The organism is Pseudomonas putida NBRC 14164, assembly GCF_000412675.1.
GTDB lineage: Bacteria > Pseudomonadota > Gammaproteobacteria > Pseudomonadales > Pseudomonadaceae > Aquipseudomonas > Aquipseudomonas putida.
In genome coordinates this window covers 3,499,315-3,523,448 of record NC_021505.1, presented here as the reverse complement: position 1 = coordinate 3,523,448, position 24,134 = coordinate 3,499,315, and the positions used below count along the sequence as shown (strand labels likewise).

The following is a 24,134-nucleotide window of genomic DNA, read 5'->3' as shown; positions in this document are numbered from 1 at the left end:
GAAGGATTGGCCATTACGGCGCAGGTTTGGCGGCATTGGCTGCCAACTTTTCTTCTGCCAGCTTGTAGGCCACGTAGTATTTGTAGATGTTACCAACGTAGTCCACGGTTTCGCGGCCAACCACCTGGGCCGCCGCTTGTTCCACATTGCCGAACCAGATGTTCTTGTCCCGCCCAGACTTTTCTGCCAATGCGCGGAACTTGCGCAGGTTGCCAGGGCCAGCGTTGTAAGCGGCGAAGGTCATCAGTGTTTTGTTCATAGGCGTCAATTGCGGGTCGTCAAGGTACTTATCTGCGAGCAGGCGCATGTATTTGCTACCTGCCTCAATGTTGCGGTCAGCGCTCTTGTCGATGTCGCCGATGCCGACGGTAGGATCTTTGGCCGTTGTGGGCAGCAACTGCATCACCCCCACCGCGCCCCTGGGACTACGCGCACCTTGATTGAGCTGCGACTCCTGAAAGCCTTGTGCCATAAGCATCAAATGATCAAATCCGTAGGTATCGGCATGCCGGGTGAACAACGCCGCCATTTCCTTGAACTTCTTCATTTCCGCTTCGGACGTGGCGTTGAGCACCCGCTTGCTGCTATTGGTGACGTATTTGGTGCGCAGGCTGTTGCCGAACGTAGTGCCAATCTTGTGCGATTTGACGAAAGCAGCCAGCTGGCCCTTCAACTGTGGGCTGTTGGGACGGATCGCCCAGGCGAATTCGGAGTTGTCGTGCAAGTGGAATTCGTCGTGAATCAGCAGGTCGGTATAGAGGGGCGCCCATATCTTGCCGATATATCGGTCCACTACCGTGGCCTTTAGCAAGCCGGCGTTAACCATTTGTAGAAGGTCTTCGGCCTCGAGGTTTTCATCCGCGGCCCTCAGGTTGATCGGTGCCAGCCCCTTTTCCTTGAACGACGCATTCAGTGCTTGCAGGTGTTCGTAGTAACTGCTTGAGGCGCGCACGGTAATGTCCATGCCGGAAAGCGCCTCGATGTTATCCAGTGGCGTGCTACCAGGGCCAGTCACCAAGACTTCTGGTATGTTCACCGCGAAGGGATCGGAGAATTCCACGGTTTTCAAGCGTTCGTCGGTGACGGTCAGGCCTCCAGCAGCGATGTCCCCTACGCCTTCAATCAGGCTGGGCATCAATGCGTTGCGTGCCGTAGGAATGAACATCACCCGCCATTGCATGGATTTTTTCGCGTAGGGCTGAGTCTTGTTTAGCCAGGCTTCAAGCCCTTTGCCCAGTTCATAGCTCAGCCCGCGCTGACGCCCACGATCGAGCTCGAAAAAAGTTCTGCTGTAAGGCACCAGCACTCGGATCAGTCGCCGCTCGCGCATGCCCTCGAAGTCACCGACCCAATTCGCTGGAACTGGCAGCACCAGGCGTTGCACTTCGGCTTCTTCTGCGGGGCTAAGCGCCACCGCAGGCAGCTCGACCGCAGTTTCGGCAAACACGGGGTTGATGCACAGCAAGAGGCAAACGGACAAACGCTCAACAGCAGAACGCAGACTGTTCATGTTCACTCACCGACAGGGCAGGATGATCAGGAAGTTCACACTGTTTGCAGGGCTACACCGTTAAAAGCGCCATACCAGCCCACCACCGATCACATGTAGCGCCGCATTGGAGTATTCCCCTGAAACCGTACCGCCAGACCGGGTTTTGGTCTGTTGGACCTCCATGTCACCTAGCCATATGAGGGTATAGCTCATGTGTACGTCGAGGTCCTCCTTCAGTGCGTAATTGAACCCGGTGGCCAACCGCCAGGTTTCGTTCATCGGGTTGTCGACGGTGCGGTCCTGGTCGTCAACCGCTGAGGAATCATAGGCAAGCCCTATGTTCCAGCGCAGCTTCGAGCTCAGCTGGTTCTGCGCACCCATCGACAGGTGCCAGGTATCTTTATACTGGCGTTCGGCGGTTCTTGAGGTGGACGCCGAATCGGTGTCGACTTCGACACCGAGCTTGCCGAAGTCGCTCCACTCCTGCCAACCCAGGCTGGCAAGCAGGGTCCACTGAGGGTCCAGTTGATAGGAGAGGCTGGCGGTGACGGTCTGCGGCACGTTCATTTCCATGCTCAACTGGTCAACGTCGAGGCGGTTGAGGGCCACGCGCAGCAGCGGGTTGGTGATGTTGTCCAGATCGGGTTTGTCTTTGAACTCCAGCTTGATCTTGCTGGTGTAGGCGAGCCCCAGCCTGGTTCGCTCGTTCAGGCTGTAGAGCAGGCCGACGTTCACCCCGGTGCCCCAGTCGGTGTCTTTGTAGCGCAGTTGACCGTCTTCGGCATTACCCAAACCAAGCACATTATTGTTCACCGCAACCTCGGTGCGGAAGTAACCGAGCATGAACCGCGGGCCGATGCCCAGCGACAGCTCATCGTTGATTTTGTAAGCGAAGGTTGGCTGGAAAGAAACCCCGATGATCGCCGACTCCTGGCTAAAGTAACGGCCAGCCCAATCGTCGTCGTAATCCAGTGCCAGGCCAAAGTTGCCGTACATGCCGAAGCCTACCGAGGTCCTTTCATCGAGTTGATGACTGATGAAAAAACTGCTACCGGGCAGGTACTTCAGGCTGTTTCCGCCTTCGTTGCCATCAAAGGTATTAGCGTTGTCACGTGAGAAATTCACGTCACCGAAAATCACCTGTGTGTTGAGGTTGACCTGGGTGCCGGCCAGCTGACTGATGCCGGCCGGGTTGGTCATCAGCACGCTGGGGTCGGTGGCCAGCACCGCGGAACCGGCATTGGCCAGCCCCGTACCTTCGTGGCCCGCCTCGTAGATCATGATTCCGCCGGCAACCGCAGGCAGGCTCGCGCCCAATAAGCCACCGAAGCCGAGGATGGGCAGGGCTGCGCGAAACATGGACGGCTTGAACCGGCAAATGTGCTTTGCGGACATGGAGCGGTCTCCTGACGAATTACAACGCAAAGTTCACTGGGCTGAAGGACAGCTGCTTTGGTCGCCGCTGGCCGCCCGGCTGATCAAGTTGGCGAGGCGTTTTACATTGTTCTGTTGTGCGCTCACTACGTCATCGATGGAAGGGCCGGCGGGCGTCTGCAGGGTGCTACGGCAGGTAAGCAGCTCACTGGCATCCGCCGCGCGCAGGCGCCACTTGACGTCAATCAGGCCGTACTGGCCGGGGATCGAATCAAAACGCTGCACCTCCAGCCGTACGGAGGCTTTGCGACGCCCGCCGGCATGGCTCAGTTGGTCGGTCAGGGCACTGCGTAGCTCATCGGCCAGGCTGGCGCCCCACCATTGGGTTTCGAGGATTGCCAGGCCGCTGTTGCCCTGGCGGATGACCATTTGCGGCCGGTCCACTTGCGGCGGAACACTCAAGCCCTCGATGACAACATCCGCACCGCCGTGGGCGCCGCCCGGTTGCGCGGGCGTCAGGGTGTGAAACTGGATCGGATCGCTGCGGCAGGCGGCCAGCAGCGTACACGCCAACAGAAGGGTGATCTTGAAGGGTAAGGCCATGGCTCAGCTCCTTTGCTCAATTGCGCGGCGGCCCTTGTAGATCCATCGGCGCAGCGTTGTTGGGGCGCCCGCGGATCAGCGATTCAGGGTTGCGGCCCAGATAATCCGAAAGCTCTCGCAGCGAGCGCGACATGCGTCCGAGTTCGTCGAGGGTTTCGGTCAGCTTTTCCCGTTGAGGAGAGTCTTCGGCCAGGGTCGAATTTGCCGATTGCAGGGTCTTGCTGACATCCGTCAGCGTGTTCTGCACGCCAGGCAGGGTTTTCGAATTGAACTGAGCCAGGCTTTTGCGTAACTCCACCAGGTTGCCGTCCAGGTTGCTTGCGATACGCTCCACCGGCAGTTTGTTTATCTTGTCGACCATCGCCTGTAGTTGTTCCTGCAACAGTTCAAGGCTGCCGGGGACGGTCGGTATTGCGATGGGCCTTGCGCTGGTGTCGAACGCCACCTTGGGTGCCTTGGGGAAGAAGTCCAAGGCGATATAGAGCTGCCCGGTCAGGAGGTTGCCGCTGCGGGCCTGGGCGCGCAGGCCGTTATCGACGAAGGTGCTGAAAATCTGTGCAGTGCCCGCGATATCATCGGGGTTATGGTGGAGCGCCTTGAGCAGCTTCTCGTGTGCCCGGCCTAGGCGTTGTGGGTAGACCACGATACCGACGCTGACCGGGAAGCTGCGTTTCACCTCATCGAAGTCCAGATTAACCGACACAACCTTGCCGATTTCCACGCCCAGAAACTCGACTGGTGCGTCCACCTTGAGGCCCCGTAGTGCCTGATCGAAACGCAGGGTCAGGTACTGCGCCTTGCCGTTTGGTGGGGCCAGGGCTGTTTGCTGATCGGCGAACAGGTCGAAAGCTCTGTCCTCGGCAGCCGCGGTATCGTTGGGGCTGTAGTCCGGCGCGCGGAAGGCGATCCCCCCCACCAGCAATGTTGAAAGCGATTCGGTCTTCACCGCAAAACCATTGGCGCCGACGTTCACATCGATGCCGCTGGCATTCCAGAAACGGGTATTTTCAGTAACGTAAGCATCGTTCGGGGCATGGATGAACACCTCGATGCTGACGCCTTTGCCGTCGGCATCCAACGCGTATGCCACGACCTGGCCAACGGGGATCTTGCGGTAGTAGACGGGGGAGCCGATGTCCAGCGACCCCAAGTCCTGGGTGTGCAGCGTGAAGCGTTTGCCTGGCTCACCATAGGTAATCGGCGGTGGGTTTTCCAGGCCTTTGAATTGCCTGACGCGGCTATTGGACTGGCCGATGTCGGCGCCGATATAGTCACCGGAAAGCAGTGTGTCGATGCCGGATACGCCCCCGGCACCGATGCGTGGACGCACTACCCAGAATTTTGAATCTTCCCGAGTGAACCCCTCCGCCTGCTTGGCCAGCTTGACTGTGGCATTGACGCTCTTCTGGTCGTCGCTGAGCTCGACTTCGGATACGTGGCCGATGACTACACTGCGATACTTGACTTCGGTTTTATTGGCGGTAAGGCCATCACCCGTCTTGAAGGAAAGGACAATGGTCGGGCCTTCTTGCATCTTGCTGTGGATGACCAGTGAAAGGCCCACCAGCACGGCGACGATGGGCACGATCCACACCAGCGACACACCGAACCTGCCAGTCTTGACTGGGGCATGCTCCGGATCTTGTGGTCCTTCATTGATGGATGGCTTCATCCAAGGGCTCCTTGGCGGATGGGCTTTCCCAGATCAAACGCGGGTCGAAACTCATTGCTGAAAGCATGGTGAAGACCACCACCAGGCCGAAGAACAAAATGCCGGGCCGCGGTTCAATGTCACCCAGGGCCTGAAACTTCACCAGCGCGGCCACCAGGGCGACCACCAGCACGTCCAGCATCGACCAGTACCCGATGAGCTCGACAAAGCGGTACAGCTTCGAACGCTCTTTGCGCGCCCATAGGCTTCCACGTTGCACAGTGATCAGCAGCATTGAAAGAGCAACGAACTTGATGCCGGGTACTGCGATGCTGGCAATGAAGATAATCAGCGCGATGTCCCACGCGCCATGCTCCCAGAACTCCAGCACGCCGCTCATGATGGTGCTGTCGGCCCCATCACCCAACATCGTTGTGTTCATCACCGGCAACAGGTTGGCCGGCACATAGAACGCCAGGGCTGCAAACATGTATGCCCAAGTGCGCGTCAGCGAGTTGGTCTTGCGCCGGTGCAAGGGGGCATCACACCGCGGGCAATGGTGCGGCTCGTCAGCCATGTCGCAAGCCAGGCCACAGCTGTGGCACAGGCACAGGTTGAGCTGGCTGGCCGTTGGTGGTGGGTTCATAGGATGCCCCATAACTCGCGAATGTCGCGCCCGGCGATGCGGATCATCAGCAGACTGAGCACGGCCAGTGCGAAAAGGCCGATGCCGGGCAAAACGTCGAGCATGCCGGCCAATTTGAAGACCGCTACCATTGCGCCAAGCAGGCAGACTTCGAGCATGCTCCACGGGCGCAATGTTTCCAGCCAGCGCATGGCCGGTTTGAACCCCGGTGCGCGACGGGAGGCCAGAGCGAAGCTCAGTACCCATACCAGCAGCACCAGCTGGAACCCCGGGGCGATGATGATCGATATGGCTGCGACCATGGCCATGAAGGTGATCGGCCCTTGGCTCAGGGCAACAACCGAATCCCATAACGTCGCACTGTTTTTTAGGCCTTTCAGGCTGATGCTCATCACTGGATAGAAGTTCGCGAACAGCCACAATATTGCCGCTGTGAACGTAAGCGCCAGGCGCTGCTGCACTGTCAGACCGTTGTAGCGTTCCAATACCCCGCCACACCTGACACAGATAGTTTTTTGGTGCCTGCCGAGCGTGGATTTTTTGTACACGCAATCGCAATGCTCGCAGATAATCAACGCGTCAGTTGTCGGCATGGATTTGCTCGATGAAACACACTGATGTGGGGTCTCAGTGAATATAGAAGCACTGTGTCATTCGGCAAATAATTCAGATTTCCCCCTCGTCAAGCCCGGCAACTCGGCTGGTGGCGTCCTTGAACAACTGGTAGCCGGGCAGGTTGCCCAACACTTTGTCTTCGAGCGCGTGCAGCGCCGCAGAGGCTTTCTCTGTTTTCGCCAGCAAGCCTGCCAAGAAGCACCCACCCACCAACTCGAAGATTCGCTCGGGAGGCCTTTGGGGCGGGTGTGAACTTCGGAGGGTTGTTGCCGAATGGCCCTTGCCGGCCCAGTCTCGCACGTGCGGCTCTTTGAGCGTGGCACCGATGAACGGTCGTTTCCCGATCCAGCAACGGGACAGATGCTGCTCTACGCTAACCCATGATTTATCGAGTATGCGGCGTCTGAGAGTTGCTCAATGCAGGATCAAAGTAGCCAAGGAGAGACGGTATGCCAGCAACTCTGCGCGCGAGGATCGCACATGCGGTCTTTGCTACCTGTGTGGCGGCCTGTTGGTAGCCCGCAGTGGCAACAAATCAGCTGGCCCAGAATGTAACGGCCTGGCGAATGCTGGCTCGGCGGCGCAGGGCACCGGTCCGAGCGTGATAATGGGCAAGCCCGCAGGTGTCGCGCTGCTGCCCGGCACGCAGATTAGCGCTGACACACAGGTCATCCTCGGCGACCTGCTGGGGTTAGCCGAGCGCCCCGACGACCAGCCCGCATGTCAGCGACATGAACCAACCCCTGATCAACGCCGTACTCATCCGCTTGGCGGTAGACACGCCGGAGTTGGACATCAGAGTACCGCAGCCCCAGCAGCACTGTTGATTGCAGCAAGGACACACGCTGGTCTGGCTTGGCAATATGGACGTGGAGCAGACAAGAGCGCGCTCCGGCGATACGTTGTCAGGCAGTCTCGATAGCGCCGCCTTGCACATCGTCGGTGGCGGTGCAACTTGGCGATTCTGATGGTTTTCATCCTGGGATAACCGCTTCAACGTGGAAGGAGAAGTTGCATGAAAAGTAGGGCGCTTATTGCAACCGTTTGTCTCACATCGCTGTTACTGCATGGCTGCGCCAGCAAATACGTGGAGCCTGATGAATACTCCGGATTTTTGAAGGACTACAGCAAGCTCAAGGAGGACAAATCACCTTCGGGCGCGGAGGTTATGCGCTGGATAAAACCTGGCATCAATGCAAACCAGTTTTCTAGCGTCTATGTGGAACCCAGCCAGTTTTACCCCAAACCACAACCCACTGAGAAAATTCCGCAACAAACCTTGCAAGGCATAACCCAGTATTACGATCAGGCGTTGAAAAACCAGTTTTCAACTGTACTGCCGCTAGCCACGAGCCCCGGGCCAGGTGTACTGGTAGTGCGCCCGGCGATCACCGGCGTAAGTGCCAAAACCAAAGGGCTGCGGCCGTATGAGGTTATCCCGATTGCGTTGGTGGCCGCCGGCATCAGTACGGCCACAGGTATTCGCGACCAAGACACCAGCGTGGCCACCGAGGCCGCATTCATTGACGGGAGTACCAACGAGGTGGTGTCCGAAGTGGTACGCAAAGGTGCAGGCGCGGACCTGGACAATTCCTCCCAGACCATGCAGGCCAATGACGCACGTGCTGTGCTTGATGGCTGGGCCAAGGACATGGTCAGTTCATTCAAAGCCCTGAAAAAGTAGCCCGTATGTTCCCCCTGGCGTGGATGTGCGTCAGGGGGCCATCGGCATCTGATACACGGATTCGATGTTTTAGGGCCCCGATGAAAACGGTCATGCTAAAGATCAACCTTCAGTTTGCGACTATGCTCAAGAACCAGTCGCCTGCAGCCGGAATGAAGCTGACGCAGGTAGCTTTCGCAGCCTATGCCTACTCCACGGATGTGCAATAAGGACCCTACATGCTTCGATCCTCGTGGTGTAACAGCGCAACGCTGCTGGGTTTCAGTATCGCTGCCTCCATTTCCAGCATTACCGCTCAGGCTGACAACGCTCGCGACTGGCAAAACCTGCCAATCGACCTGAACATGGTCTTCGGCTACTACAACCTCATCGACACCAACACGCCCATCGACACCTCGTTGCCGATCGATGGGCTGTCACTGAACGCCGACCTGTACATCCTGCGCCTCGCGCGATCCTTCGGGATTGACGGGCGCAATTCTGCGATCCAGCTGATCCAGCCGTATGCCGATGTGAGCGCATCGTTCGACGATGCGCGGTTTTTCGACGGTACCAAGCACAATGGCGGCATGGGTGATGTGCAGCTGGTTTTTGCCCACAACCTGTTCGGCGGGCCGGCGCTGACCCAGGAAGAATTCGCCACGTGGCAACCCGAGACATTCCTGACCGGGGGCTTGTGGTTAACGGCGCCCACCGGCGATTACGACAAGAAGCGCATCATCAACATCGGCGCCAACCGCTGGGTGTTCAAACCGGAGCTGGCGTTTGGTACACCTATCGGGCCGACCTGGCTCGAGGTCAACACCTACGTGTCCCTGTATGGCGACAATGATGATTACCAGGGCGACAACAAGCTTGAGCAGAAGCCGCTGTATGCCGTCGAAGGCCACTACAGCTACACCTTCAACCGTGCGCTTTGGGCCTCTCTCGATGCCACCTACAACAAAGGTGGTGAAACCAAGATCAATGGCGTTAACCAGGATAACCAGCAAGAGAACACACTGCTGGGTGCCAGCCTGGGCTTCATGCTATCGCCCCAGTTCGGGGGGCTGATTGCTTATTCCGATACCGTGTCCGAGCGCACAGGTTCGCCGGATGTAAACACCTGGACCTTGCGTTTGCAATATGTGTGGTGAGCACTGTCCGAAAGTAACGACGTTATTCACGCAGGCGTCTTTATCTGGACTCCAGAACAGCCTGGCAGGGTCGCTGACTCGTTTGATCACGGAGCTAAGGATGGGGCGTCGCAACAAAGGCAATATTCTGGGGTTGTCGTTGAAGGCCTTGTCCTGTTTGGCAGTTTTGATTACCTGCCTGCTCGGCCCGGTAAGCATTGCACTGAGTGCCGAGAAGGTGGGGGCTGTACCCAGGTTTGCGACCGAGTCCAAAGGCTATGTGCCTCCCGCTACTTGCCTTGGCTGTCACGTTGACCAGGCCAAGGCCTGGAAGGACTCGGACCACGGTTGGGCGATGCGCGACGCCGACGAGGCCAATGTGCTTGGTGATTTCAAGGATGCTCGCTTCGACGAGGCCGGTGTCTCGGCGCGTTTCTTTCGCAGGCAGGGGGGCTTTTACGTCAATACCGAGGGTGAGGATGGCCAGCCGGCAGACTTCAAGATTCTCTACACCTTCGGCCACTATCCACTGCAGCAGTACCTGGTCGCACTGCCCAGGGGGCGTCTGCAGGCCTTGACCATCGCCTGGGACAGCAGAGCCAAGGGCGAGGGCGGGCAACGCTGGTTCTCGCTCTACCCGGGGCAACGCTTCGCTCCCGATGACCCATTGCACTGGACCGGCCGGTACCAGAACTGGAACGGCATGTGCGCCGATTGCCATTCCACCCGCTTGATGAAGCAGTACGACGATCGCCAGGACAGCTTCGCCTCCACCTGGAAGGAGCAGAATGTTGGCTGCCAGAGTTGCCATGGGCCTGGCCAGGCGCATGTCGATTGGGCGAACAAAACCAAACCTGCGGAGCAAGCCTATGCTTCGGCCAAGGACATAGGGCTGGCTGTCGATTACAAGGCGTTGGGCAGCCAGGGCCTGGTCGAGCAGTGTGCGTTCTGCCACAGCCGGCGGCAGACCCTTGGCGTGGGTCAGCTCCCCGGTCATCCGCAGCTCGACCAGAGCCTCCCGGCAACATTGCGTCGGGGCCTTTACCACGCCGATGGCCAGATCGACGGAGAGGTGTACGAGTACGGCTCGTTCACTCAAAGCAAAATGTACAACGCTGGTGTTGGCTGCACCGACTGCCACAATCCCCACACCACCAAAGTCAAGATCGAAGGCAACGGGCTGTGCCTGCAATGCCATAACGGCAACCCACCCGTGACCCGCTTCGCCACCTTGCAGGCCAAGGACTACGATACCCCCGCGCATCATCACCATGTCGCCGGCAGCCCTGGCGCCCAGTGTGTCAGCTGCCACATGCCTACCAAAACCTACATGGTCGTCGACCCCCGTCGCGACCATAGCTTGCGAATCCCGCGTCCCGACCTGGCCAGCAAGGTCGACAGCCCCGATGCCTGCACCGCCTGTCACAAAGACCAGCAACCGGCCTGGGCGGCCAAGGCAATAGAGCAGTGGTTTGGCAAACCGCAGCGGCCGGTTTTGTTCGGCGAGGCATTCCAGGCGGTGCGCGATGGTCAAGGCATCCCGTTGAGCCTCTTGAACACGGTGTTGGCAGACAAGACCAAGCCGACCATCGTCCGGGCCACTGCTGCCGAACAGATGGCCGACCTGGGCCCTCAGGCCCTCATCAGCCTGGGTTGGGCGTTGAAAGATCCGAGCCCACTGGTGCGTGCCTATGCCACCTCCGGGTTCTCGAGCGTACCGCCAGAGCAGCGCCTGAAGCCGCTGTTGCCCCTGCTCGAAGACCCGTCCCTGGCGGTACGCGATGAGGCAGTGCGGGCGCTCGCCGATGTGCCTAAGGCGCAGATGCCGGCCCAGGCAGTTGAGGCGTTCAGCACCGCGCTGGCGGACTATGAGTCGCGGCTGCGTGGCAATGCCGACCTGCCTGGCGGGCGCTTGAACCTGGCGGTCCTGTTGAGCCGCCAGGGGCGTCAGCAAGAGGCCATGGACCAGTACCGTCAGGCATTGCACCTTGACCCTTACTTTGTGCCGGCTCGGGTCAACCTGGCCAATCTCGCAACGGCCGAACACCAGCTCGATGAAGCGGAAAAGGTGCTGCGAGCAGGCCTTGCGCTGGCCAAGATGCCGGTTACCGACCACGGTAACCTGGCGTACATGCTGGCCCTGTTGCTGGTAGAGCGCCGCCAGCCCGAAGAGGCGGTGGGGTTGATGGAAAAGGCAGCGGTCGCGCTGCCAGGCAATGCGCGCATCCGCTACAACCAAGGTTTGCTGCTGTCGCGCATGAACCGTCGGGATGAGGCCCTGGTGGCGCTGGAACGCGGCCTAGAGCAGGCCCCCGACAACGCCGACCTGCTTTATTCGTTGATCTACCTGCATGCCTTGGCCGGTGAACGCCGTGAAGCCTACGGCTATGTACAAAGGATGCGTAAAGCGGCCCCCGATGATTCACGCCTGCAAGGCATCGAGCCTTATTGGCAAACGTACGAAAGTACCCAATGAGGTGGCGAGCACGCGGCGAGCGACTAGATTTACCTCGTCGCCTTTGTGCAGTTGCGAACATCCGTGGGGCCTCCTGTCGATGCCCCGACTGACTAGGAACGGACAGTGGATATACGCGAGCAGATCGCCGCGCTCGAAGCCCGTGTGGCGCAGAGCGTGCTGGGCCAGGCCGAAACCATTCGCCATGTGATACTTGGCTTGCTGGCCAATGGTCACGTCTTGCTGGAGAGCCTGCCAGGGCTGGCGAAGACGCGCACGGTCAAGGCGTTGGCCACCCATCTGGAAGCCAGCATGCGGCGCATCCAGTTCACCCCTGACCTGTTGCCATCGGACATCACCGGCGGCGAAATCCTCCAGCAGACAGCGCAGGGGAACGAGATCAAGTTTCAACCCGGGCCGCTGTTCGGCAACGTGATTCTGGCCGACGAGATCAACCGCGCCCCGGCCAAGGTTCAGGCGGCTCTGCTCGAAGCCATGGAAGAACGCCAGATTACCGTGGCCGGCCAGAGCTACCCGATGTCGGGCCTGTTCATGGTGCTGGCGACCCAGAACCCCATCGAGCAAGAGGGTACTTACCCATTGCCCGAGGCGCAGATGGACCGGTTCCTGATGAAGCTGCAACTGGACTACCCCAAGGTCGAGGATGAAACCCAGGTGTTGCGCCTGGTGCGCGATGAGGAACAGCAAGCCGGACATCCGCACGCTGCACCTGAGCGCCTGGCCCAGGAGGTGGTGTTCGCTGCCCGCAGCGCGATCGCCGGCATCGCGGTATCGCCTGCGATCGACCGTTACCTGATCGATTTGATCAACGCCACGCGCCACCCGGCGGAGCACGACGCAGACCTCGGTCGCTGGATCAAGATCGGTGCCAGCCCGCGTGGCGGTATCAGCCTGGACAAGGTGGCGCGCGCCCACGCGTGGCTTGCCGGGCAGGCCTTTGTCACCCCAGACGATGTTCGTGCGGTTATCCACCCGGTATTGCGCCATCGCCTGCAGCTCTCCTACGACGCGGTCGCCGATGGCATCGGGGCCGACCAGGTGATCGACCGGCTGCTGGACAACGTCGCCATCCCGGCCTGAGCGGAGCGAGCCCATGCAACCGACCCAGGACGGTTTCGTCTACGCCTCGCTGAGCCAGCTGATGGCCTTCGAACACCGCGTGCGAGGTTTGAGTTTTCTGGCGCATCAGCCGCTGGCGAGCATCCTGGCGGGCAATCATGCCTCCCGCCTGCGGGGCCGGGGCTTGAGTTTCGACGAGCTGCGCCGTTACATCCCCGGCGATGATCTGCGCCACCTCGACTGGCGCGCTTCGTTGCGCTATGGCAAGCCGTTCGTGCGCACCTTCACCGAAGAGCGCGACCGGCCAACGCTGCTGCTGGTCGATCAGCGCATGAACATGTACTTCGGCTCCAGGCGCAGTTTCAAGTCGGTCACCGCTGCCGAGCTTGCCGCGTTGTCGGCATGGATCGCCCTGCAGGCCGGTGATCGGGTGGGCGGGCTGGTGCTCGACGATGAGCAGGTGGTGCACATCAAGCCGTTGCGCAGCCGGGCACGGGTGCAGGCGCTGTGCGCGGCCGTTGTGCACAGCAACAACCGCCTCAGTGCGGCAGGGCCGGACAGCGAGCAAGAGGGGCAACTGGACGCGATGCTGCGCGCTGCCATCGGCCTGGCCGGGCATGATGCGCTGGTGTGCATCATCAGTGACTTTGCCGGGGTGACGGAGCAGACCTTGAAGCTGTTGCGCCAACTGAGCGCGCACAATGATGTGATTGCCATGCAGGTGTACGACCCCATTGCGCTGGATGTGCCTGACAAGGGCCGCTTGAGCGTGACGCAGGGTGAGATGCAGATCGAACTGGAAGTCGGTCGGCGGCAGGTGCACCGGCCGTTGGGCGAGTTCCTCTCCGGGCGCCTGCAGGAAGTAGCCCAGCTGCTGCGTCGCAGCCAGATACCCTTGATGATGATCAGCACCGGCGACGAGGTGCTGGGGCAGGTGCAGCGGGAACTGGGGCGGCTTGGCGGTACTGCCCGATGAGTGCCCGGCCGTCGCCTGCCGCCATCGACCAGCTCAAGGAGCTGCCGTTGCCGGTACCTCCGTTCAGTTATGCCCCGCAAACCTGGGGCTGGGCAGTAGTGCTGGCAGTCGTGTTACTGGCCGGGCTCGCCTATGCCCTGTGTGCCTGGCGGCGCTGGCAGCGCAACCGTTATCGGCGCGAGGCGCTGTCGCGGCTCGATACCCTTGTGGCTGCGCTGGCCCATCCCGAACAGCGCCTGCCAGCGCTGCGTGAGTTGCCAGAACTGCTCAAGCGCGTAGCGCTTTCCATGCCCGACGCACCTGCGGTACACAGTTTGTCAGGCCCGCAATGGCAGGTGTTTCTGCAGCATCGGGCACGCTTTGCGTTGCCTGGGCAGTTCGCCGCGCAACTGCACACGCTGGCTTACGCGCCTGACCTGCAGGTGCAGGCGATCGACGAGCCGCAGTTGCGCACCCTGGTACGCACGTGCAGACGCTGGATCGAGGCCCATCATGTGGCAGTTTGATTACCTGTGGGTATTCCTGGTGCTGCCCTTGCCTTGGGTCGTTCGCCGCTTCATGCGGCCTTACCACGAGGCGCGCAGCGCGCTGCGGGTGCCATTTTTCTTCGCCATGAGCCGCGCGGTGAATCAGCTGCCGGGCACTTCGCCAGCGTCGGGGGGGCGCTGGCAAGTGCTCTTGAACCTCCTGGTATGGGGGCTTCTGGTGGCAGCCTGTGCGCGGCCCGTGCTGGTGGAAAAGCCCATCGAGCGTGAGCAGCCTATCCGTGACATGTTGCTGGCGATCGACATTTCGCAGTCCATGCAGGCCACCGACTTTACCGACGCCAATGGCCGCCAGATGGACCGATTGAGCGCGGTGAAAGAGGTAGTGCGTGACTTCATCGCTCAGCGCAAGCAAGACCGCATTGGCCTGATCGTGTTCGGCACGGGTGCCTACCCACAGTCGCCCCTGACCCTCGATCACGCCAGCCTCTCGCTGCTGCTCGATGAAGTCGGTGTGGGCATGGCCGGTCCGAACACCGCCATAGGCGACGCCCTTGGCCTTGGCATCAAGCTGCTGGACCAGGCCAAGGAGCAGGAGAAGGTGATGGTGCTGCTGAGCGACGGCAATGATACCGGCAGCGCCATCACACCCGCGCACGCGGCGGCCTTGGCCAGTGAACGGGGTATCGTGGTACATACCATTGGTATCGGAGATCCCCAGGCCAGCGGCGAAGACAAGGTCGATTTGCAGGCGCTTGAGCGTATCGCGCGCACCACCGGTGGCAGGTTCTTCCGCGCCGATGACCGGGGCGCGTTGGCGCAGGTGTATGCAACGCTCGACCGGATCACCCCGCACCGCGTCAAGACCTTCAGCCATCAGCCCAAGCGTGACCTGTTCTGGTGGCCACTGGGTGCTGCCCTGCTGTTGCTGGCCGTGGGGCATAGCCTGGCCGCCATCACCGGCACGTTGGGCGTGCAGTCAGCGCAGGGGAGGCGGTGAATGGATATCGACCTCAGCGCCTTGCATCTGTTGCGCCCTTACTGGTTGTTGCTGTGGCTCCCGGCCGTGCTGCTGCCTTGGGCCTGGCAGCGGCGGCATGACCTGAAGCGGCAATTGCACGGCGTGATCGCTCCGCATCTGGTCGAGCACCTGCTCGTTACCCCCGAGGCGCAACAGCGTCTGCGGCCCGCTCACCTTCTGGCGGCACTGCTCGGCCTGGGGGCCCTGGCCGCTGCCGGGCCGACTTGGCAGCGCGACATCCCGGCGTTCGTTGACAACCGGGCGCCATTGATCCTGGCGCTGGACCTGTCGCCGTCGATGGATGCCGACGACGTGCCCCCGTCTCGCCTGCAGGCCGCGAAGCATACGTTGCACGACCTGGTGATGCGCCGCGCAGGGGCACGTACGGCGCTGATCGTGTATGCCGGCAGTGCACACCTGGTGCTGCCCGCCACGCAGGACCCGCAACTGCTCGACACGTTTTTGCAAGCGCTGACCACCGATCTGATCGCCAAACCCGGCAAGGACGTGGTGGGCGTGATCGAAGTCGCTAAACGCTTGCTCGCTGCCGAGCAGGTGCCCGGCACGCTTGTACTGCTGACCGATGGCGCCGATGCCGGGCAGCTGCCGGCACTGGCGAGTCGGCTCAAAGGCAGCGACCTGCAGGTGATGGTGCTGGCAGTCGGCAGCCACGACAGCGGAGTCGTGCACGATGCCAAGGGCCGTCCCCGCGTCGATGCCGAGGGGCGCCCACTACAGGCGGACTTCGATCAGCAGGGCTTGAGGCAATTGGCCAAAGCCGTCAATGGCCCGCTGGGCAGCTTGACCCTGAACGACGACGACCTGGACTGGATCGAATTGCATGCACAACAGCATTTTCAGGCAGCCCAGGGCGACCCCCAGCAGGTGCACTGGAAGGACGCCGGTTACTGGCTGTGCTGGCCGCTGGCGCTGATCGCGCTGTTATGCCTGCGCCGAGGCTGGAAGGTGCACTGGATGGCCACCATACTGGTGACGGTGCTGCTGGGCGCGCAGCCGCAGATGGCGCGTGCGGGGCCTGTTGCCGACGCGTTCTTCACGCCTGACCAACAGGGCCGTTGGGCCTTTGAGCACGGCCACTACCCACAGGCCGCGGCGAATTTCAACGACCCGTACTGGAAAGGCCTGGCAGCCTATGTCGCCGCCGACTACGACGTTGCCCTGGTCAGCCTGGGCAAGCTCGATACCGCCCAGGCCTTTTTCTACCGGGGGAATATCTATGTGCGCCAGTTCAAGTTTCCCCAGGCGGTCCAAGCCTATCAACAGGCCTTGAAACGGCAGCCGGCATTTCCCGAGGCCAGTGCCAACCTGGCGTTGGCACAGGCACTGCTCAAAGACTACGAAGACCAGCAGAAGGCAGGCACACCGGACGAGAAGGCCGACAAGGTGGTAGAGGACCAGACGCCCTCCAAAGGCGCCACGCAGAAGCAGCAGCAAACGCCCCAAGCCGCTTCGGACCAGCTCTGGCTGGATAACCTGACAACGTCGCCGGCGCAGTTCCTCAGGCGCAAGTTCCTGCTTCAGGATGCCTCACGGCAAACAGGGGAGGGCAGCTGATGAATCGCCTGCTGTTGCTGCTAGCGCTTTACCTTCCCCTGCTCGCGGTGGCAGCACCCGAGGCACGTGTGCAGGCGCGTTTGCTGCCGGCTGGTGACACGGTGGCGGGCGCAACGCTGGAGTTGCAGGTCGACCTGTTGGTCGATACCTGGTTCACTCAGCCGGCCGTGTTGCCGGTCATCGAATTGCCGGGTGCTACGGTGAGTGCACCGAGCGGTGAAGCGCAGCACCTGAATGAACGACTCGACGGCAAGACCTTCTTCGGGCTGCGCTACACCTACCAGATCACCCCGCAAACCGCCCAGACCTTTACACTCCCTGCGCAAACTTTTCAGGTGTTCCCCGGCCAGGCAGATGCCCCGGTCACGCTCGCCAGCGAGCCGCTGTCATTTGTTGCCAAGCCCTTGGCCGGCGATGCGTCCGCGCACCGCCTGGTGGCGCGAGAGGTCAGCCTTGAGCAACGAACAGCGCTGTCGCATTCGCCGCTGCGGGCAGGGGATAGCGTAACCCGCCACGTGCTCACCCGCGCCGAAGGTGCGCAGGCGATGCTGATACCGCCGCCCCCGCTGGTTGAAATCGAAGGCCTTAAACGCTACGTGCAGACACCCCGTGTCGCGCCCCTCAGTGATGGCCGTGGGGGCTCTATCGGTGGCCAGCGCGAGGACAGTGTCAGCTATGTGGTATCGGCCGCCGGACGTTACCAGCTGCCCTCGATCGAACTGCAGTGGTGGGACGCGGCGACCGGGGAGGCCAGGCAAGCAACGTTGCCCTCGATAGACGTCGATGTCATCGACGGGGGCTACAAGGCACCGTTTTCCATCGACCAGGACCTGCGCGCGCTCGGCCGTCAGGCGCAGTTGCGCCTACCCGATAACGGGTTGTGGGCGGCCGGCTTGCTAATGCTGGGCGCAGGGCTGATTTACCTTGCGCGGCCGTGGATGCAGGCGCTGTGGCGGTACTTGAAAGGCTGGCGAGCCGCACGACGTGCGTCGCGCTTGCAGTCTGCCGACCATGCCTGGCGGCAGGCGCGGGCACAACTTGCGCAAGACCCACCCCAGCTCGACGGGCTATACCTGTGGATCCGGCGGGTTACCGGGCATCGCACGGTGTCGGAATTTTCCTGCGCTTTACCGCCCTCATTGCGAATACGTCTACTAGACTGGCTCCAGAACCGTTACGCCAACAGCGATGACGTGCGCCTGGCCCCGCCGTCATTGAAGCCGGTGCTGCCCGCGCTGCGGCGAGCGGCAGTGAGCACACGGCAGGTCAGTCACCCTCAAGGCTTGAAACCACTCAACCCCTGAGTCTTTTGCCTGAAGTGGATAGGCAGCACAGAGGAGGGATACTTCATGCTCGACCTTTACCGCACGCGCTGGTGGTTGACCTTGTTGCTGGTGTTGCCTTTGGCGGTGCAGGCCGCGAACCCGCTGCCGTCCTGGCGCGATGGCCCCTCACGGCAAGCCATCGAAGCCTTCGTCGGCGCCGTGACCACCGAGGGCAGCAAAGATTATGTGCCTGTGGCCGAGCGTATTGCCGTCTTCGACAATGACGGCACGCTATGGAGCGAGCAGCCCCTGTATTTCGAAGTGCTTTTCGCCCTCGATGAGGTCAAAAGGCTCGCACCGCAACACCCGGAATGGGCCAGCCAGCAGCCGTTCAAGGCAGTCCTGGAAGGTGACCAGAAGGCACTGAGTGACAGCGGCATGGACGGCATGTTGAAAATTGTGGCCGCCACCCATGCTGGCGTCAGCACCGAGGCATTCATTGCCAACACCCAACGCTGGCTGGCGACGGCTGTGCACCCCCGCACGCACAGGCCGTACACCGAGATGGTCTTCCAGCCGATGCTCGAACTTCTGCAGTACTTGCGGGCCCACGGCTTCAGGACCTACATCGTTTCGGGCGGCGAGGTGGCCTTCATGCGTGCCTTCGCCGAGGAAGTGTATGGGGTGCCGCCCGAGCAAGTGATCGGCACCATGCTGGAAGCGCGCTTCATTGATGACAACGGCAAATTGTCGATCGAGCGGCTGCCCAAGTTGCTGCACAACGATGATGGCCCAGGCAAGCCGGTGAGCATCGATGCGCATATTGGCCGCCGGCCGATCCTGGCCTTTGGCAACTCCGATGGCGACCTGCAAATGCTGCAGTGGACCATGGCCGGCGACGGCAAGCGCTTTGCCGGGCTGGTGCACCATACAGACGCAGCGCGTGAATGGGCCTACGACCGCGACAGCAAGGTCGGGCGCCTGGACAAGGCGCTGGATGCCGCCACGGGTGCGAACTGGACCGTGGTTGACATGGCCCGCGAGTGGCAGCGCATCTACCCATTTGAAAGCAACCAGGCTCGATGAAAGAGAACCGCAGGCACAGGGAACCAGCCGAGCAGTAGGTCGATCGTGCACGTAGTCGTGGCACATGCCAGCAAACGTGATACGGAGAAATCGCCTTATGAAGTCCAGTAGAAGATGGTTAACCACATTCGCCCTGGCCGCTACGGCGGCGGTGAGCGTATGTGCGGCAAATGCCGCAGAAAAACCGAATATCCTGGTGATTTTCGGTGATGACATCGGGCAGACCAATATCAGCGCCTATGGCAAGGGCGTGGTCGGCTACCAGACCCCGAACATCGACCGCATCGGCCAGGAAGGGATGATGTTCACCGACTATTACGCCGAGAACAGTTGCACCGCCGGTCGCTCCTCTTTCATTACAGGGCAGACGCCGCTGCGCACCGGCTTGTCCAAGGTCGGCATGCCAGGTGTGCCGGTCGGCCTGCAAGCCCGTGACGTAACCATCGCCCAGGCACTGAAGGCGCAGGGTTATGCCACCGGCCAGTTCGGCAAGAACCACCTCGGCGACCGCGACGAGTACCTGCCCACCAACCACGGTTTCGATGAGTTCTTTGGCAACCTTTACCACCTCAATGCCGAGGAGGAGCCCGAGCGCCCATTCTGGCCCAAGGATGACCCGGACTTCATCAAGGCCGCTTCACCGCGTGGCGTGATCAAGTCCAGTGCGGACGGCAAGATCGAGGACACCGGCGCCTTGACTCGCAAACGCATGGAAACCATCGACGATGAAACCACCCAGGCAGCGATCAATTTCATCGACAAACAGGTCAAGGCCGACAAGCCGTTCTTTGTCTGGATGAACACAACACGCATGCACGCCTTCACCCATGTGCGTGAGTCGATGAAAGGCCAGAGCGGCATGGTCGGCAACGATTACGCCGATGGCATGCTCGAGCATGACGGCGACGTAGGCAAACTGCTCAAGACCCTGGATGATTTGAAGATCACCGATAACACCATTGTGGTCTACACCACGGACAACGGACCGAACCAATGGTCGTGGCCGGACGCAGCTACCACGCCGTTCCGCAACGAAAAGAACTCCAACTGGGAAGGCGCCTATCGCGTACCTGCGATGATCCGTTGGCCAGGCAAGGTCAAGCCGGGCACGGTGTCCACCCAAATGTTCTCGGGGCTGGACTGGTTCCCGACACTATTGGCAGCAGCAGGCGATACAGGCATCAAGGACCGACTGCTCAAGGGCGCCGATGTAGGAGGCAAGAACTTCAAGGTTCACCTCGATGGCTATAACCAGCTCGATTACCTGACGGGTAAAACCGACAAGAGCGCGCGTGACGAGTTCTATTACTTCAACGATGACGGTGTACTGGTTTCCATGCGCTTCGCAGACTGGAAACTGGTGTTCTGCGAGCAGCGGGCACCCGGCGGGCTGCAAGTCTGGAGCGAACCGTTCACCTGTCTGCGTGTGCCCAAGATGTTCAACCTGCGTATGGACCCTTACGAGCGTGCTGATATCGTCTCGGACCAATACTACGATTGGATGACCAAGAACGATTACTTGATCTTCCAGGGTACCCGCAAGGCAGCCGCATTCCTGCAAACCTTCGTCGAGTATCCACCGAGCCAGCGTCCGGCAAGTTTCAGCATCGATCAGATCCGGGCTGACGTGGACAAGAAGATCGAAGAGAAGATGAAGCAATAACGGCAACGCCCCGCGCCCGCCCTTGGCGGGCGCATTCTTTCATATCCAGTGCGGACAGGCCTTCGGGTCCGCTAAGGCTTGATGATGCCAGCAGTTGTGAACCTTCCCCGTACCGACAATCCCGGCGCTGCCGAAACGCAAGCACCGCTGCAATGGCTGATGCCTGCGGCGCTGCTGTTCGCCTCTGGCGGTGCAGCGCTGATCTACCAAGTACTTTGGGTCAAGCAGCTGTCGCTGGTGGTCGGGGTTGAGGTCTACGCCATCACGGCAGGCATCAGTGCGTTTTTTGCGGGGCTGGCACTGGGTGGCCTGCTGTTCGGTCGCTGGGCAGACCGGCTGAGTCAGCCGTTGAAACTGTATGCGGGGCTGGAGTTGGCGGTTGCGGTACTGGCCGTGGCGGCGACCCTGGGCCTGGCGCAGAGTGCGGCACTGTTTGCTCGCCTGGAGGCGAGTGTCGGCTTGCTGGCCTGGCTGCTGCCATTCAGCCTGGTCGGGCTACCGGCATTTTTGATGGGCGGAACCTTGCCTGTGCTGGTTCGCGCGCTGACCCCCACTGAGGCGCAGACGGGCGAGGCAGGTGGTCGATTGTACGCCGCCAATACCGCCGGCGCGATCTGCGGCACCTTGCTGGCGGCATTCGTCTTGCTGCCTCTGCTCGGGGTCACCGGTGCCGCCTGCGTGGCGGGGGCATTGAACCTGCTGGCCGCGTTGGGCGCCTGGTGCGGTTGCAGCAGGGACGAGCGGCCCCTGCCGACCTCGGGCGACACTGCGCTGCCGCGCACGCCGCAGGCTCGCCTGGCGATCGCCCTGTATTGCCTGGCGGGCGGCGTGGCGCTCGGATACGAAGTGGTGTGGACGCAATCGATCGTGCAATTCATGAGCACGCGCGCGTTTGCGTTCTCGGTGGTGCTGGCCACTTACCTGGCGGGGCTGGTTCTGGGCAGTGCATTGTACGCCCGGCGCGCCGACCGCATCCGTGACCCTTGGGGCCTGTTCGCCTTGCTGATCGCGTCCGCCGGGCTGCTGGCGTTGTTGCAGATTGCCGGGCTCGGGCGTTGGCTGGTGGCCTTGCAGACGCTGCTGGAAAGCCAAGTGGTGCACCTGACCGGCAGCCAATTGGCAGGGATGTGCGCACGCTTTGCGGCTGCCGCATTGTGCGTGGTGTTTGTACCGACCACTTTACTCGGTGCGGCATTCCCCCTGGCACTGCGACTGGCCGTGGACAGCGGCCGGGTGGGGCGTGACGTTGGGGCGGTGATTGCCCTCAATACCCTGGGCGGGATCATTGGTGTCATGCTCACAGGGTTTGTCCTGGTCCCTGAACTTGGGCTGGTGCGTACCCTGGTTGGACTCGCATGCGTGGCGGCGGCGATCGGGGCCGTCGCGGCCTGGCGCGGCCACGCTGTGCACAAGGGCATGCGGGCCGTGGTGTTGCTGGTTGGCGGTGCAACCCTTGTTACCGGCGTCTTCACCCCATCAGACCGGCTGGCGCAGTTGTTGCCAGGCGCTCGGAGCGGCGAACTGGTGTTCTACCAGGAAGGCCGCGGTGGCACGGTGGCAGTGGTCAGCCAGCAGCGCCAAGGGCAAGCGTTCAACCGGCTGTACATCCAGGGTGTGTCCAACACCGGTGATGCCATGCCGTCCCTGCGCTACATGCGGTTGCAGGCATTAGTGCCTTTGCTGATCCATCGCGGCGAGCCGCGCTCGGCACTGGTGATCGGCTTCGGCACCGGCATCACCGCCGGGGCGATGCTGCGCTATCCAGGCCTTGAGCACCCGGTGGTGGCCGAATTGCTGCCGCAGGTGCTGGCTGCAGCGCCACTGTTCTCGGGCAACTATGGTGCTGTTAACGATCCACGCCTTGACATCCGTCTGCGTGATGGGCGCCGCGAGCTTTTGCGCAACGAGCAACGATACGACGTGATCACCCTTGAGCCACCACCTCCCTCAGCGGCAGGTGTGGTCAACCTGTATTCGCGCGATTTTTACCAGTTGGCAGCGTCTCGATTGCACGAGCATGGCCTGGTCGCGCAATGGCTACCGCTTCCTACACAGAATGACGAGGACACGCGCGCGCTGGTACGCAGTTTTCTGGACGTGTTCCCGCATGCCGCGTTATGGACCACCGAGTTCCACGAGATGCTGTTGATCGGTTCGGCAACGCCGATGGTGCTGGATGTTTCGCGCATTCGCCAACGCTTCGAGCAACCCCAGGTTTCGGCGGCTTTGGCCGAGGTCGGGATAAGTTCGGTCGAAGCGATGCTGGCCACCCGGGTGACTGACAGGCAAGGGCTTGAGCGTTATGCCGGCGACGCCCAGCCGGTGACCGATGATCGGCCCCGTATCGAGTACGCGCCGTGGGTCCGGCCCCGCGAAATCACCCGTGTCCTGCCAGCATTGCTGGCGCTGCGGGTAAGGCCGCCATTGGAAAATGCCAACCCTTCGGTGCAAACCGCGGTGGATGAGGAGTGGGCGTTGCTGCATCGTTTTTATGAGTGGTCGCTGCTGGCGTACAACGGCGATCGTCAGGCCTGGATGCGTGAGGCGCGGGCCTTGGCGCCAATCGCCGCAGAGAACCCTTACATGCGCTGGTTCACCGGCGGCAAGCGCTGATCGCAGGGGTAGCGCCCGGGCCAGGCCGACGGTGCAGCAACGCAGGGCACCTGCATCACAGTGAGTGAAGGGACAACGCCAATGATCGAGTTCGTGCTCCAGGCACTTGCGTGCAAACCCTGAAATCGCTGTATTCCTGGCCATCGCCTCGGGCGTCCTGCTGGGGCGGATACACCTGGGCAGCATTCACCTGGGCTCCGTTGCCGGTGCACTGCTCTTGGGGCTGCTCATTGGGCAAATAGGGATTGAAGTGCACGAGCGTTCGAGCGCTCATTGGGCATCGAGCAGAAGGACGCTGCCTTGGGCATTCCCTATACGCGTATCGTCGTGCGTGCTCACCTCGCGCAAGCTGGCGGGCAGAACCTTGAGACAGATCAAGCAGGCGTTGGTGGGTGCGACGCGCATGGGCTGCTATGTCGCCGGCATTACTCGCCAGGCCTGGATTTGCCACTGTTGCCCGACACGTTATTGCGCCGTGGCGATGTGATTACCCTGAGCGGGCGCAGCGGCAGTGTCGAAGCGCTGGCCGGCGCGCAAACTGAAGCGGTGTCGATGAACAAGATCATCGGGCAGTCCGGCAGCAATACGCCGGTCATCGGCTTCACCGTGTGCTATGCCATCTCCAACGTTCTGCTGGCGGTCTGTGGGCCGGTGATCATTGCACTGACCATCACCTGAGCAGATTGCCTTGCCAAACGGAGGTCTCCGCGTTGCCCCTGATTTTGCCGACACGTA

General features: G+C 61.3%; 20 protein-coding genes and 1 pseudogene. 14 read left to right on the top strand and 7 right to left on the bottom strand.

The annotated features are described in order from the left end of the window. Nucleotides 1–13: 13 nt before the first annotated feature. The 7 genes from PP4_RS15665 to PP4_RS29275 form a co-directional block, all read right to left on the bottom strand. Nucleotides 14–1,510 (bottom strand): MltF family protein, encoded by a 1,497-nt coding sequence (locus tag PP4_RS15665; RefSeq protein ID WP_016500175.1) that lies wholly within the window; start codon nucleotides 1,508–1,510, stop codon nucleotides 14–16. 60 nt (nucleotides 1,511–1,570) lie between these two features. Continuing rightward, the gene (locus tag PP4_RS15660) at nucleotides 1,571–2,887 is read right to left on the bottom strand and encodes an OmpP1/FadL family transporter (RefSeq protein ID WP_016500174.1); all 1,317 of its coding nucleotides are present in this window, start codon (nucleotides 2,885–2,887) and stop codon (nucleotides 1,571–1,573) included. A gap of 33 nt (nucleotides 2,888–2,920) precedes the next feature. Continuing rightward, entirely contained in the window at nucleotides 2,921–3,469 is a 549-nt protein-coding gene (locus PP4_RS15655) for a PqiC family protein (protein ID WP_016500173.1), read from the bottom strand. 16 nt (nucleotides 3,470–3,485) lie between these two features. Then, complete coding sequence (locus tag PP4_RS15650; RefSeq protein WP_016500172.1) at nucleotides 3,486–5,141, bottom strand: PqiB family protein; 1,656 nt, start codon at nucleotides 5,139–5,141, stop codon at nucleotides 3,486–3,488. Further along, entirely contained in the window at nucleotides 5,122–5,766 is a 645-nt protein-coding gene (locus tag PP4_RS15645) for a paraquat-inducible protein A (RefSeq protein ID WP_016500171.1), read from the bottom strand. The genes PP4_RS15650 and PP4_RS15645 overlap by 20 nt, the downstream gene beginning before the upstream one ends. Then, nucleotides 5,763–6,359 (bottom strand): paraquat-inducible protein A, encoded by a 597-nt coding sequence (locus PP4_RS15640; RefSeq protein ID WP_041167766.1) that lies wholly within the window; start codon nucleotides 6,357–6,359, stop codon nucleotides 5,763–5,765. Before PP4_RS15640 ends, PP4_RS15645 begins: the two co-directional genes overlap by 4 nt. 73 nt (nucleotides 6,360–6,432) lie before the next feature. Then, nucleotides 6,433–6,576 (bottom strand): hypothetical protein, encoded by a 144-nt coding sequence (locus PP4_RS29275; protein WP_158490998.1) that lies wholly within the window; start codon nucleotides 6,574–6,576, stop codon nucleotides 6,433–6,435. A 632-nt stretch (nucleotides 6,577–7,208) separates the two neighbouring features. Here PP4_RS29275 and PP4_RS29860 point away from each other — a divergent pair. The 14 genes and pseudogenes from PP4_RS29860 to PP4_RS29985 all read left to right on the top strand — a co-directional run. After that, nucleotides 7,209–7,349, top strand: a pseudogene (locus PP4_RS29860) (transporter); the annotation flags it as partial. 47 nt (nucleotides 7,350–7,396) lie between these two features. Next, nucleotides 7,397–8,065 (top strand): DUF3313 domain-containing protein, encoded by a 669-nt coding sequence (locus PP4_RS15630; RefSeq protein ID WP_016500168.1) that lies wholly within the window; start codon nucleotides 7,397–7,399, stop codon nucleotides 8,063–8,065. 218 nt (nucleotides 8,066–8,283) lie between these two features. Further along, nucleotides 8,284–9,201: a transporter gene (locus PP4_RS15625; protein ID WP_016500167.1), complete on the top strand. Its 918-nt coding sequence runs from the start codon at nucleotides 8,284–8,286 to the stop codon at nucleotides 9,199–9,201. 100 nt (nucleotides 9,202–9,301) lie between these two features. Beyond that, a complete protein-coding gene (locus PP4_RS15620) occupies nucleotides 9,302–11,656 on the top strand; it encodes a tetratricopeptide repeat protein (RefSeq protein WP_016500166.1) in 2,355 nt (784 codons plus the stop codon). Between the two features lie 105 nt (nucleotides 11,657–11,761). Then, nucleotides 11,762–12,736: an AAA family ATPase gene (locus PP4_RS15615; RefSeq protein ID WP_016500165.1), complete on the top strand. Its 975-nt coding sequence runs from the start codon at nucleotides 11,762–11,764 to the stop codon at nucleotides 12,734–12,736. Nucleotides 12,737–12,749: 13 nt separating this feature from the next. Next, on the top strand, nucleotides 12,750–13,691 hold the full coding sequence (locus tag PP4_RS15610) for a DUF58 domain-containing protein (protein ID WP_016500164.1): 942 nt from the start codon (nucleotides 12,750–12,752) through the stop codon (nucleotides 13,689–13,691). Further along, on the top strand, nucleotides 13,688–14,197 hold the full coding sequence (locus tag PP4_RS15605; protein ID WP_016500163.1) for a DUF4381 domain-containing protein: 510 nt from the start codon (nucleotides 13,688–13,690) through the stop codon (nucleotides 14,195–14,197). Before PP4_RS15610 ends, PP4_RS15605 begins: the two co-directional genes overlap by 4 nt. Further along, nucleotides 14,184–15,176, top strand: coding sequence for a vWA domain-containing protein (locus tag PP4_RS15600; RefSeq protein ID WP_016500162.1), 993 nt, complete (start codon nucleotides 14,184–14,186; stop codon nucleotides 15,174–15,176). The genes PP4_RS15605 and PP4_RS15600 overlap by 14 nt, the downstream gene beginning before the upstream one ends. Next, nucleotides 15,177–16,772, top strand: coding sequence for a VWA domain-containing protein (locus PP4_RS15595; RefSeq protein WP_016500161.1), 1,596 nt, complete (start codon nucleotides 15,177–15,179; stop codon nucleotides 16,770–16,772). Beyond that, the gene (locus tag PP4_RS15590; RefSeq protein ID WP_016500160.1) at nucleotides 16,772–18,076 is read left to right on the top strand and encodes a BatD family protein; all 1,305 of its coding nucleotides are present in this window, start codon (nucleotides 16,772–16,774) and stop codon (nucleotides 18,074–18,076) included. The genes PP4_RS15595 and PP4_RS15590 overlap by 1 nt, the downstream gene beginning before the upstream one ends. 45 nt (nucleotides 18,077–18,121) lie before the next feature. After that, entirely contained in the window at nucleotides 18,122–19,123 is a 1,002-nt protein-coding gene (locus PP4_RS15585) for an HAD family hydrolase (protein WP_016500159.1), read from the top strand. A gap of 97 nt (nucleotides 19,124–19,220) precedes the next feature. Then, nucleotides 19,221–20,786 (top strand): arylsulfatase, encoded by a 1,566-nt coding sequence (locus PP4_RS15580; protein ID WP_016500158.1) that lies wholly within the window; start codon nucleotides 19,221–19,223, stop codon nucleotides 20,784–20,786. Between the two features lie 84 nt (nucleotides 20,787–20,870). Next, nucleotides 20,871–23,399, top strand: coding sequence for a spermidine synthase (locus PP4_RS15575; RefSeq protein ID WP_041167765.1), 2,529 nt, complete (start codon nucleotides 20,871–20,873; stop codon nucleotides 23,397–23,399). 106 nt (nucleotides 23,400–23,505) lie between these two features. After that, nucleotides 23,506–23,886 (top strand): aspartate-alanine antiporter-like transporter, encoded by a 381-nt coding sequence (locus PP4_RS29985; protein WP_080642798.1) that lies wholly within the window; start codon nucleotides 23,506–23,508, stop codon nucleotides 23,884–23,886. The last annotated feature ends 248 nt before the right edge of the window (nucleotides 23,887–24,134 follow it).